Raw genomic sequence first — 11,849 nt, forward strand, 5'->3', positions numbered from 1 at the left:
TTTTGTACAGATAACGCCCGGAAGAGGGCCTCTAAAGGGCGTTATCTGTACGAAAACTCACGGTTCCAGGGTTTCAGCGAGGCCAGCCAGGACCGGTTCGCGGCCCAGCTCGATGTGCGAGTACGCCAGCGAGTAAGCCAGGTCCGGCCGGCCCTTCAGGATCGCGTTGCACAACTCCGTGTGCTCGTCGCGCTGAAGTTCGTTGCTGCGGTTGTGGGCCAGCCCAAAGATCCAGCGCATCCGGCCAAAGAGGGGTTTCACGGACTCGATCAGCAGCCGGTTGCCGGACAGGCGCACGATTTCGGCGTGCAACTCGGCGCTGATGACGGCAACGTCGTCAGTCCGGTCCTCGTCGATGGCAGTCTTGGACGCTTCCATGAGTTCTTGGAGGCGTCCGCCGTCGCTTCCCTCGGCAACCCTGGTGGCGGCCATCCGCGCGGCGAAGGTTTCCAGGCACAGGCGGACATCGAAGAGCTCGTTGACATCTGTCAGTGTCAGTTGGCGCACCACGGCACCACGGCGCGGGAACGTCGCCACAAAACCGTCCTGTTCCAAGCGCTGGATGGCTTCCCGGACCGGTATGCGGGACACGTTGTAGAGCTCGGAGAGTTCGCGTTCGCGCAAGCGCATGCCCTGCGCGTAAGTACCCGTGACGATCCCTTCCAACACCAGTTGGTAGACGTTCTCCGCACGCGCCTCATCATCACGGCCGTTTCCGGTGTCCGGCATCGCCTCAGCCACTGTCAAACTTCCCTTCATGCCGGTGTCCGCTCCATGTGCCGGACGGCGCCGGTCAGCGTTCCAACCGAGCATACACGGGAGGAAACAGCTGATCGGCCGGTCGGTTCCGGGCATCCCGCACAGTGTAGGCGCGGCGCATCTTGTCGAACAGCTCCTGGCCCTTGGAGCGCCAATAGTCCAGGTCAACTCCGGCGATCACGCCGTCTGCCATGACGGTCCGTCCTGCCACCACGGAGAGCACGGCCTGGCGCGCTGTTCCATTCAGGAGGAGGGTTCGGATGGGGTCCTCGTGGACGCCGTCGCGAAGGTCGCCCAGTGAAAAAGCGACCATGTCTGCTTGGGCGCCGGGCTCCAGCCGCCCCAAGTCGGGCCGCCGCAAGGCCTGCGCTCCACCCAGCGTGGCGGCGTCGACGTATCCGGCAACGTCCCCGGCGTCGTTGGAGCCCGCCAGGATCTTGGCGAGCTGCACACCGGAGTCAATGCCCCGGATGAGGTCCGGTGGGAACGAGTCAGTGCCCAGCGAAATGTTGATGCCCGCCTCCTTGTAGGCCTTGAACGAGTCGAGCGTGCTCCCGTAGCGCATGGAGGTCAGTGGGCAGTGGATGATGCTGGCACCGCTGTCCGCCAGCCGGGCGAGATCGCCCCGATCCTCACCGAACACTGCTGGATTCCGGTCCGTGTAGGTCGCGTGCGGGATCAAGAGGCGTTCGTTCAACAGCCCTGCCTGGTCCAGCAATTCCAGAGGCGTCACGCCGTGCCACTCCTGGATGAGCTCACGTTCAACCAAGCCCTGCAGCGAGTGCAGGCGGACCAGGACGTCCCTCTCATTGGAGGCCGCCGCTGTTTCCTTGAGCAACTCGAGGTCCAGGGTCTCTATGCGGCACGGGAGGAGGACGCCGTTAACCAACGGGTCATTGAGTTCCGTTGCATGGTCCAGGAAGCGCAGGGCATCGGCCAGTCCCTCACGGCCGCGACCGTCGTCGAACATTACTGAACGGCTGCCGTTCTCCAGCACAACATTGACGCCCGACCGGTAGGCGGGGCCAAGGTACCCCCGAAGGCCAAGCCGCCGGCTGGTCTCCGCCATCCCCGCCAGTTCCTCGAAGGGTTCAGCCCACTCGGAATGAACCTCGGACGCGATGGGCATGTACGTGGTGATGCCGTGCAGGATCAGCTGAATCAAGGCGTATTCCCGGACCTGCTGGCGTTCTTCGGCGGTGAAGACGTTGGCCCGACGGTTGCGGAAGTAGTCCTCGGACCACTGGTGCCCCTTGGCCTGCTCCGGGCCGGCCCAACTGTCCAGGATGAGATGGTCGATGTCCGTCAGGGCATCGAGGTCGATCAGCCCCGGCATCAGCAAGGCATCCCCTGCGTCGAGCTCCTCGTCCACAGGCCCCGTGTAGTCGTGGCCAACGTAGTCGATGACGTCGCCGCTGTAGACCACACATGCGTCCTCCAGCAGCACGTGACGTCCCTTGTGATGACCCAGCACGTACCGGGCGGTGACCTTGGTGGGCACGGCAACTCCTCTTCCTCATGTGGTACAGATCCCAAAAGAAACTCTCTGGTATTCCAAACAGTACATTATTTGTGATTTACATCGCACCAATCCTGATCTAGTCTATTTTGGTATACAAGAACTCCGGAGCCAGCTCCTTGGATCATGAATCGAGCAGAACCGTTGACCCAGTTACAGTCCGAACCAAGCATCGGAAGCCCGCCGCTTCCTCCGGCAACGACGCCGGAGGCCACAGCACCCGCCGAGGCCCGCTCCCTGCTCGCCACCGCCTGGATGCGGATCCGGCGAAGCAAGATCGCCCTCCTCAGCCTGTGCGTGGTGGTGGCTATCATGCTCTTCGCCATCCTGGCTCCCGTCTTGAGTGCCATGTCCGGCAACGACCCCTTCACCTCCAACACCGGCCCGGACGTACTGGATGACTTCCAGACACCAGGGCTGCCGCTCCCCGGCTACATGTACCCGTCCGCCCAGCACTGGCTGGGCGTCGAGCCCGGACTGGGCCGCGACCTGTTCGCCAGGCTCGCCCACGGCGGGCAGGTCTCCCTCACCATCGCCCTGCTGTCCACCGCAGTGTCAGTGGTCCTTGGAACGGTCCTCGGAGCGGCCGCCGGCTACTTCGGCGGCAAGACCGACGCCATCATCAGCCGCATCATGGACCTGTTCCTGGCCTTCCCGCACCTCCTCCTGGTGCTGTCCCTGACCCCCATCCTGCAATCGCGGCTCAGGGATACCCCGTTGGGTGAAGGCAGCTTCCTGCCCATGGCCTCGCTGGTGATCATCCTCGGCTTCTTCGGCTGGGCCTACCTCGCACGAATCGTCCGCGGGCAGGTGCTCAGCCTCCGCGAGCGCGAATTCGTGGAAGCCGCCAGGTCCTTCGGCGCCTCCCACCTGAGTGTCCTGTTCCGGCAGATCATCCCCAACGTCATGGGCGTCGTCCTGGTGTACGCCACCATGCTGATCCCCACCAACATTTCGGCAGAAGCGGCACTGTCCTTCCTCGGCGTCGGCGTCAAGGACCCCACACCGTCGTGGGGGCAGATGCTGAACGCCGCCCAATCCGGCAACTGGTACCTCAGTGATCCGTGGTTCCTCGCCGTACCCGGCATCATGCTCATCGTCACCGTCCTGGCCTTCAACCTTCTGGGCGACGCAGTCCGCGACGCCCTGGATCCCAAGTCCTCCCGCTAGCAAATTTCTCACTAACCCTCATCCCCGCATCGCCTTTCACCCCTCACAAGGAGCATCATGAAAACCCCTGCAAGAGCACTGGCACTTTCGGTGTTGATCGCCATGGCAGCCACAGGCTGCGGTGCCGGCCAAAGCCAGCCCGGCAGTTCCCAGTCGGCCGGGTCGGTCACGGAGTTGGCCCCCAACGTGGTCAAGTCCGGCTTCAACGGCAAGGGCGGCAACATCAACGTCCTCATGTCCTCCGATTTCCAGACCCTGGATCCGGGCAACAGCAACTATGTCCAGACCGCCAACGTCGGCCAGCTGTACTACCGCACGCTGACCATGGCCAAGGAAACCGCAGGCCAGCCGCCAACAGTGGTCCCGGACCTTGCGACCGATACAGGCAAGGTCTCCGATGACGGCCTGAGCTGGACGTTCACCCTTAAGGAAGGCGTGAAGTTCGAGGATGGCACGCCCATCACCTCGGCCGACATCAAGTACGGCGTGGAGCGGACTTTCGCGCAGGACGTCTTCACCCAGGCGCCGCAGGAGTTGAATGCAGCGCTCGACGCCGGTGGGTACAAGGGACCGTATAAGGATCCTTCCGCTGTGCTCAAGGCGGTTGAAACACCCGATGACCGCACCGTGGTCTTCCACTTGAAGAAGCCGTTCGCGGAGTTCCCGGCCCTGGCATCGCGGTCCAACACGGCCCCGGTTCCGAAGGCCAAGGACACGAAGCTGGACTACACCAACCACCCCGTTTCCTCGGGCCCCTACATGGTGGAGTCGTACAACCGCGGCAAGTCCCTCAAGCTGGTCCGCAACCCGCACTGGGATCCCGCCACGGACCCCAACCGTTCGGCCCTTCCGGACACGTTCAGCTTCTCGCTCTCCACGTCGCAGGCCACCATCAGCCAGCAGCTGTTGGCCGACTCGGACCCGAACGCCATCACCCTGGACTCCAACGGTGCCCTGCAGACCTCGGACTCCGCCAAACTGGCCGATGCCAAGGTCAAGGACCGCGTCGCCTCCGGTCTCCTGGGATGCAACGACGTCCTGAGCCTGAACACGGAAAAGATCAAGGACCCGGATGTCCGCAAGGCCATCGCCTTGGCGCTGGACCGCCAGTCCATCCTGGTCCAGTACGGCGGACGTCGCTTTGGCGAGATCACCCAGAGCCCGCTGAACGCGAAAATGCGTGGCTACGTGGAGACCGAACTGGAGCTGGATCCCACGGGGAAGCCCAAGCTGGAGGAAGCCAAGAAGCTCCTGGAAGGCAAGGACTACCCCAAGAGCCTTACGTACGGCTACGCCAACAACCGGGATGCTTTCAAGAACACGGGCACCGTGGTGCAGCAGAACCTGAAGGCCCTGGGCATCGAGGTGGAACTGGTGGCGATTCCCGCACCGAACTACTACTCCATCCTGGCCAGCGAGCAACTCCCGGACATGGGCCGTTCCGGCTGGTGCGGTGGTGCCGATCCTGCGTCCATCCGTACCTCCGCAGATCCACTGCTGGGCCCGAACAACGAGGGCACCAGTTACGGCTTCTCCAACACGTCCCGCTACTTCGATCCCGTGGTTTCCAAGGCCATGTTTGATCTCCGCAATACGGATGGCACCTCCGAGGAACTGGGCAAGAAGTGGTCCGAGGCCTTCGGATCGGCGTTGAAGACCTACCCGATCGTGCCGCTCATCCGCAGCCACACCAACAGCGTGGTGGGTTCGAACGTCCGCAATGCCCAGGTGGGCTACTTCTTCGGCGGCATCGACCTCTCGATCGTCGGCGTCGAGAAATAGTCGGGCTTCGAAAACCACATAGTCCAGAAGGAGAAGCGGGCCGCCTGCACCAGCGGGCGGTCCGCAACCACCACCATGATGACTTTCATTCTTCGCCGGACCGGATCGCTGGTCCTGCTTCTCGCCGCCGTCAGCTTCATCACCTTCACGCTCTTCCAGCTGGGCCCATCGGACCCCGCGGCTGCTGCTTGTGGGCAGGAATGCACGCCAGAACGCGTCGCCGAGGCCCGCGTTGCCTTGGGAATGGACCAGCCTTTCCTGGTCCAGTACGCCGACTACATCCGCGGGCTCTTCTCCTCACGGATGATCGGTGCCCCCGGCGCCCAGACACTGTGTGAGTGGCCCTGCCTCGGCAAATCCTTTCAAACCAATGAGAACGTAGCGGACATCATCGCCCGCTCGCTCCCCTACACCTTCTCCATGGCCATCGGCGCGCTGGTGCTGTGGACCATCACCGGCGTCGGCCTGGGTCTTTTGGCTGCCCTTCGCAAGGGGTCGCCGCTGGACAAGTTCATTGTTGGCGCAGCCTCCGTGGGTGTCTCGCTGCCCATCCCGGTGACCGGCCTTTTCCTGTTGTTCCTGTTCGTCAACCAGCTCCACCTGCTGCCGTTCACCACCAACGAGATCAACAGCCCCTTTGGCCCGCAGGGGCCCGGGGCATGGGTGGCCAACTACTTGTTGCCGTGGATTGCGTTGGCCGTGCTCTTCAGTGCTTCCTACATCCGTGTCACCCGGACCAACATGATCGAGACGTTCGGTGAGGACTTCATCCGGACTGCCCGTGCCAAGGGCTTGGCGCCGCGGACTGTCACGTTCAAGCACGGTGTGCGGGCCGGCATCACTCCCGTGGTGACCATGCTCGGCATGGACATTGGCCTCCTTCTGGGCGGCGCGGTCCTCACGGAACAGATCTTCTCCGTCCCCGGCCTGGGCTTCACGGCTGTGCACGCCGCCATTTCCGGCGACCTCCCCGTCACCATGGCCATCACCATGCTGGCCGCGTTCTTCGTGATCGTCGCCAACGTTGTGGTGGACCTCGCCTACGCCGCCATCGATCCCCGAGTGAGGCTCCAATGACCCAGTTGAATACAACTACCGCGAGCGCACTTGCCGGCGGTACAGCCACCGCCCCTTTCCTGGAGGTCCGGAACCTCTCCGTGAAATTCCCAACGGACGACGGCGTTGTCTCCGCAGTGAATGGCATGGACTTCGCGCTGGAACGCGGCCAGACACTTGGGATCGTTGGCGAATCAGGATCCGGAAAATCCGTCACCAGCCAGGCGCTCATGGGCCTGCTCAAGGGCACCTCGGCGCAGGTCACCGGCCAGGCGATGTTCCAGGGCAAGGACCTTGTTGCGATCCCGGAATCGGCCATGCGCCAGCTCCGTGGACGCAACATCGGCATGATCTTCCAGGATCCCTTATCCGCCTTGCATCCCTTCTACACTGTCGGCCACCAGATCGCCGAGGCGTACCTGGTCCACAACAAGGCGAGCAAGAAGCAGGCCCGGGCGGCCGCCGTCGACATGCTGGGAAGGGTGGGTATCCCCAGCCCTGAGCAGCGCTACGACGAGTACCCCCACCACTTCTCCGGTGGCATGCGCCAGCGTGCCATGATCGCCATGGCATTGATCTGCGAGCCGGAGCTCTTGATCGCCGACGAGCCCACCACTGCGTTGGACGTGACGGTGCAGGCCCAGATCCTGGACCTGATGTCCGAGCTCCAGGAGGAAAGCAACTCAGCGTTGATCCTGATCACCCACGATCTCGGAGTGGTCGCCGAGGTTTGCGACAACGTGTTGGTCATGTACGGAGGCCAATGCGTTGAGTCCGGCCCTGTGGATGACATCTTCTATGACACCCAGCACCCGTACACGCTGGGCCTGCTCAACTCGATGCCCACGCTGAACAGCTCCTCCAGCCGGCTGAACCCCATACCCGGCCAGCCGCCGTCGCTCCTTGACCTGCCCAAGGGCTGCATCTTCAGCGCACGGTGCCAGTACTCAGAGCTCGCCGACGACGGCATCTGCGTCAGCCAACGCCCTGAGCTCCGGGTTGAGGACGGGCACGGAAAACGGTGCCATTTGAGCGGCCCGCAGATCATTACCATCCGGAATTCGCGTTAGGACCCGCCATGGAACATCAACCCATTCTCCAGGTGGAGAACCTTCAGAAGCATTTTCCGCTGAAGGGCGGCCTCCTTCCGGGGGCTGCCAAGCGCTCAGTCAAAGCGGTCGACGGCGTGTCCTTCAGCCTTGCCCGAGGCCAGACTTTGGGGCTCGTGGGTGAGTCCGGTTGTGGTAAGTCGACCACCGGCCGCATGGTGGCCCGCCTCCTGGATCCAACGGGCGGGCGGATCATGATCGACGGCGTGGACATCAGCGGGTTGCGCGGCAAGGATTTGTACAACTTCCGGCGCAAAGTCCAGATGATCTTCCAGGATCCCTTTGCTTCCCTGAATCCCCGGCAGACCGTGGGCACAGCCATCGCGGCTCCCATGGTGGCGCAGAAGATCAGCCCGCCGGGTGGGCTCAAGAACCGGGTCAAGGAACTTCTGGACCAGGTGGGACTAAAGCCGGAGCACTACAACCGCTTCCCGCATGAGTTCTCCGGTGGGCAACGGCAACGGGTGGGCATTGCACGCGCTATCTCCCTGAACCCGTCGGTGATCGTGTGCGACGAACCAGTCTCCGCCTTGGACGTCTCCGTGCAGGCACAGGTGGTGAACCTGCTGCAGCAGATCCAGCGTGACACCGGTGTTTCCTACATTTTCATTGCCCACGATCTCTCCGTGGTCCGGCACATTTCCCACGAGGTTGCGGTGATGTACCTGGGCAAGATCGTTGAACAGGGGCCGCGGGACGCCTTGTTCAGCGATCCAGGGCATCCGTACACGAAAGCACTGCTCTCGGCAGTGCCGTTGCCGGATCCCCGCGCAGCGCGGGAACAAGTGAAGATCCGGCTTCGCGGCGACCTGCCCTCACCGGCCAACCCGCCCAGCGGCTGCGTCTTCCGCACCCGTTGCCCGCTGATCGGCACCCTTCCCGAAGACCAGCGCCAACGCTGCATCGACCAGATCCCCACGCCTGCCACTCCTGCCGCCCCGGCCTGCCACCACACGGGTATGGCGGCATCGGTCCTGGCAGGCGTGCAATAGAGGCATGCAACAGATTCACTACCGAAGGAGCACCCATTGAACACCCTGATCCACGCCGTCCGTCCTTGGGGACAAGGGCTCAGCGATGTGAGTATCGCTGACGGCAAGATCACCGCCGTCAAACCCCACGACCCGGCCCGCAGCGTTCCCGATGGCGTGACGCTGGTCTACGGCCGGGGCCGGATTCTGTTGCCGTCGTTCTCAGATGTCCACGTCCACCTCGATTCCACCCGCATCGGCTTGCCCTTCCGTGAACACACGGGTGGTCCAGGCGTGTGGACCATGATGATGAACGACCGTAAGAACTGGCGCAACGCCGAGGTCCCGCTGCAGGATCGGGTGAACGACACTCTGGGACGGATGATCGCGCGGGGCACCACCCGTGTGCGTTCCTACGCGCAGGTGGATGTGGACTGCAGGCTGGAGCGTTTCGACGCCGTTGCTGCCGCCAAGGAGAAGTTTGCCGGTCAGGCGTCCGTGGACATCATCGCCTTCCCGCAGGCCGGTCTGTTGCTCGAGGAGGGCACTGTTGAGCTGATGGAAGAGGCGCTGAAGGCAGGGGCCAACGTGATGGGTGGCATCGATCCCTGCACTTTGGACCGGGATCCGGCCAAGCACCTGGACATCGTCTTCGGCCTGGCGGAGAAGTACCAGGTTCCCATCGATATCCACCTCCACGAACCGGGCGAGCTGGGTGTGTTCAGCACGGATCTGGTGCTTGAGCGCACGCGCGCGCTGGGTATGCAGGGCAAGGTGACCATGTCCCACGCCTACCAACTGGGCAGCGTCAACGAGGCCACCACCCGCAGGCTGATTGATGCGTTCGCGGAGTTGGACGTTTCCCTGGCATCGGTTGCCCCATCGGCTGCCGGCCAACTGCCCATCCCCCTGTTGACCGAGGCCGGTGTCCGCTTGGGCTTGGGCGAAGACGGCCAGCGCGACTACTGGTCCCCCTACGGCAACACCGACATGCTGGACCGCACCTGGCAGCTCGCTTTCACCCACGGTTTCCGCAAGGACGAGCTGATCGAACACTGCCTGGCCATCGCCACCATCGGCGGCGCCAGCATCCTTGACCCCAACGCAACCCGACTCAAGGACACTGCCCACCGTCCCGGCGTCGAGGTTGGCGACCCAGCGGAACTGCTGCTGGTGGACGGCGAAACGGTGGCCTCCACCGTCATGGATCGAGGCAAGGACCGGACCGTGATCCATCAGGGCAGGATCGTGGCGGACCAGTTGGAACTGGTCTAGCTACCCCTCTGAACCCGCTCATCCAAACCCGCTCTTGTTCGAACCCCATGCCGCACAGCGGTGCGGGTTACGGGCAGGGGCGGGTTTCGGCGCGTTATCAGTTACTCACTGCGGGCTGTCGGTGCATCATCCAACGGGGTCCACCAGGTGACCGGGGGTGTCACCGTGAAACGGCGGCCAGTCACTTCGCTTGGAGTGATGCGGATGAACTGGTCCTTTTGCCCCGCCTCCCAAGGGAACAGCAGGAGTCCGACGGTATCCAGGACATCCTCGGTCAGCTTCACGGCAGTTGCCTGGCCTTTGACCACCACGCTCCACGCCACGCCAGTCTCCGTGTTGACGCTGTCAGCCTCCATGGCCACCGGGGCGTCGCTGAGGGCAGCATGCAGTTTGGTGCCTTCACCGGTGCGGAACACCATGGTTCCGTGGTCCACTTTGTAGTTCACGGGGAAGATATCCGGGTGGTCATCCACCCACACCGCGAGCCGGCCCACGGATACACCCCTGAGGAGCTCCCAGCATTCGTTGGTTTCCAGGACTTCGGTGGCTGGAGGGCTCGGCTGATCGGTCCCTGCTGGTGAGTTCGTCATACCGCCGAGGATACGCTGCAGGGCTGCGCCCGGACAGGGCACCAGTCTGGTTCGCTCCATAGACCCTTGTGCGGCGGGATGATCAAACGAGGGTAGGTGTGGATCCTGGTTCAACTGGTACCGGCACCGGCTCCACACTCACCAGGGGGCCGCGGATCGCGAAGAATCCTGCCCCTGCGAGCACCACGGCTTCAGCAGCCAGAACCCAGAACGTCACTTCCCAGCCGCCGGTCAGGGTGTGCAGCAACCCTGCCCCCAGCGGGCCCAGGGACGCCAGTGCGAACCCGAAGCCCTGGCTCATGGCGGAGAGTCGTCCGGCCGATTGGGGTCCGGCCGAACGGATCACCACCAATGCCATGGCGAGTCCGAATCCAGCACTTTGCACCACGCCCAGAATCCCGACCATCAGGAACTGCAGCTCAGCCGGGGCCGCGAGCACACCCAGGAGCGCGAGCGCCACCGACAATCCAAGCCCTGGTGCCAGGAATTTCAAGATGCCGGGACGGCTGGCGAGTACGGGGGCCAGCAGGCTTGCAGGAAGTCCCGCCAGGCTGAACCACGCCAGGAGGGCCGCCGATTCTGCTGGTCCGAGCCCCCGGGATACCAAATACACCGCCAGCCACGACGTGATGGCGAAGTAGAGCATCGCCTGCAGGCCAAAGAACGCGGTCACTGCCCACGCAGTGCGCTGCTTTCTGAGCGGTATGGCTGGCTCCCCGGGGACAGGTTCGCTGGTGCCGGCTACTTTGGTGCCGGCCGACGACGGCGCGTTGCCACCTGCCGTCGGCCCGGCACCGTGTGCGGGGGTACCTCCGGATCGGTAAATGAGGATGGCACCCACCAGTGCCGGCACCGCCCACACGGCCAGAGCCCACGGCAGGCTGCCGCCCAAGAGGTGCTGCAACGGCTGGACCAGCCCGGCGCCGAGCGCAGCGCCCAGACCGAATCCCATGGTGCACAGTCCAGTCCACCATCCCGTGCCATGGTTTGCCTTGACAATCTGAGGCACCAGGACACTGGCGGTCATGATCGCCATGCCGGCCAGGAACGTGCCTGGCAGCAAGAGTGCGGGCACTGTTGCCCGGACAATCAGCGCAACAGCCAGGGCCACCAACGCAACAGCCACAGCCCGCCCGGTCCCCCAACGTCGGGCCAGCCAGGGACCAATCGGACCCGAAACCCCAAAGGCCAACACAGGCAAAGTCCCCAGCAACGGAAGAAGCGAAGGATCCAAACCAAACACACCCGGCACTTGGTTCATCACCCCGGCAACGGTAGTGATGGCCGGCCGAAGATTGACGGAAACCATGACGAGCCCAAGCAACACCAACCCCGTCATCAGCCTCGGACTCAGTCCAGCTCCAGCCTGCCGCTTCTCGCGCACGTCATTCCCCTCATAGCAACTTTGGTATACCAAGTAAGCCTAGGATGAGAATGGCGGAAAGTAAATGCCAGCAATCAACCCGATAAAATGAGACAAACTTCAATCATCACAGGTTTGGAATACCAAGATGAGAAGCAGAGATCCGCAAAAGGGTTGGAGGTGATAGAGCGTCACACCCCACCACGCGGGAAGTGATAGAGCATCACACCCCCACCACGCGGGAAGTGATAGAGC

10 protein-coding genes are annotated in these 11,849 nt (G+C 63.3%); 6 read left to right on the forward strand and 4 right to left on the reverse strand.

The genetic code is table 11. The features are described from left to right. Window positions 1–57 precede the first annotated feature (57 nt). Window positions 58–759, reverse strand: coding sequence for a GntR family transcriptional regulator (locus RQH14_RS20365; protein ID WP_311214943.1), 702 nt, complete (start codon window positions 757–759; stop codon window positions 58–60). A 34-nt stretch (window positions 760–793) separates the two neighbouring features. Then, a complete protein-coding gene (locus RQH14_RS20370; protein ID WP_311214944.1) occupies window positions 794–2,260 on the reverse strand; it encodes a chlorohydrolase family protein in 1,467 nt (488 codons plus the stop codon). A gap of 144 nt (window positions 2,261–2,404) precedes the next feature. Here RQH14_RS20370 and RQH14_RS20375 point away from each other — a divergent pair, with 144 nt between their 5' ends. From RQH14_RS20375 to RQH14_RS20400, 6 genes are all read left to right on the forward strand, one after another. Then, window positions 2,405–3,448, forward strand: a complete 1,044-nt coding sequence (locus tag RQH14_RS20375; RefSeq protein WP_311214945.1) for an ABC transporter permease — start codon at window positions 2,405–2,407, stop codon at window positions 3,446–3,448. 57 nt (window positions 3,449–3,505) lie between these two features. Continuing rightward, window positions 3,506–5,230 (forward strand): ABC transporter substrate-binding protein, encoded by a 1,725-nt coding sequence (locus tag RQH14_RS20380; RefSeq protein ID WP_311214946.1) that lies wholly within the window; start codon window positions 3,506–3,508, stop codon window positions 5,228–5,230. Window positions 5,231–5,305: 75 nt separating this feature from the next. Next, the gene (locus RQH14_RS20385) at window positions 5,306–6,307 is read left to right on the forward strand and encodes an ABC transporter permease (protein WP_311214947.1); all 1,002 of its coding nucleotides are present in this window, start codon (window positions 5,306–5,308) and stop codon (window positions 6,305–6,307) included. Continuing rightward, window positions 6,304–7,356, forward strand: coding sequence for an ABC transporter ATP-binding protein (locus tag RQH14_RS20390; RefSeq protein WP_311214948.1), 1,053 nt, complete (start codon window positions 6,304–6,306; stop codon window positions 7,354–7,356). Before RQH14_RS20385 ends, RQH14_RS20390 begins: the two co-directional genes overlap by 4 nt. An 8-nt stretch (window positions 7,357–7,364) precedes the next feature. Continuing rightward, window positions 7,365–8,387: an oligopeptide/dipeptide ABC transporter ATP-binding protein gene (locus tag RQH14_RS20395; RefSeq protein ID WP_311214949.1), complete on the forward strand. Its 1,023-nt coding sequence runs from the start codon at window positions 7,365–7,367 to the stop codon at window positions 8,385–8,387. Window positions 8,388–8,423: 36 nt separating this feature from the next. Beyond that, window positions 8,424–9,641 (forward strand): amidohydrolase family protein, encoded by a 1,218-nt coding sequence (locus RQH14_RS20400; protein ID WP_311214950.1) that lies wholly within the window; start codon window positions 8,424–8,426, stop codon window positions 9,639–9,641. A gap of 101 nt (window positions 9,642–9,742) precedes the next feature. On the opposite strand, the gene RQH14_RS20405 is transcribed toward RQH14_RS20400, so the two are convergent. Together RQH14_RS20405 and RQH14_RS20410 are read right to left on the reverse strand one after the other, a co-directional pair. Beyond that, window positions 9,743–10,231, reverse strand: a complete 489-nt coding sequence (locus tag RQH14_RS20405; RefSeq protein ID WP_311214951.1) for a pyridoxamine 5'-phosphate oxidase family protein — start codon at window positions 10,229–10,231, stop codon at window positions 9,743–9,745. A gap of 82 nt (window positions 10,232–10,313) precedes the next feature. Next, window positions 10,314–11,615, reverse strand: a complete 1,302-nt coding sequence (locus RQH14_RS20410; protein WP_311214952.1) for an MFS transporter — start codon at window positions 11,613–11,615, stop codon at window positions 10,314–10,316. Between the last annotated feature and the right edge of the window lie 234 nt (window positions 11,616–11,849).

Source organism: Arthrobacter sp. WCS2018Hpa-7 (assembly GCF_031843805.1).
Lineage (GTDB): Bacteria > Actinomycetota > Actinomycetes > Actinomycetales > Micrococcaceae > Arthrobacter.

Excerpts from the sequence above, each read along its gene's own strand:
- RQH14_RS20390 (WP_311214948.1), top strand. The coding sequence starts at position 6,304 with ATGACCCAGTTGAATACAACTACCGCGAGCGCACTTGCCGGCGGTACA.
- RQH14_RS20365 (WP_311214943.1), bottom strand. The coding sequence starts at position 759 with ATGAAGGGAAGTTTGACAGTGGCTGAGGCGATGCCGGACACCGGAAAC.
- RQH14_RS20385 (WP_311214947.1), top strand. The coding sequence starts at position 5,306 with ATGATGACTTTCATTCTTCGCCGGACCGGATCGCTGGTCCTGCTTCTC.
- RQH14_RS20380 (WP_311214946.1), top strand. The coding sequence starts at position 3,506 with ATGAAAACCCCTGCAAGAGCACTGGCACTTTCGGTGTTGATCGCCATG.
- RQH14_RS20405 (WP_311214951.1), bottom strand. The coding sequence starts at position 10,231 with ATGACGAACTCACCAGCAGGGACCGATCAGCCGAGCCCTCCAGCCACC.
- RQH14_RS20375 (WP_311214945.1), top strand. The coding sequence starts at position 2,405 with ATGAATCGAGCAGAACCGTTGACCCAGTTACAGTCCGAACCAAGCATC.
- RQH14_RS20395 (WP_311214949.1), top strand. The coding sequence starts at position 7,365 with ATGGAACATCAACCCATTCTCCAGGTGGAGAACCTTCAGAAGCATTTT.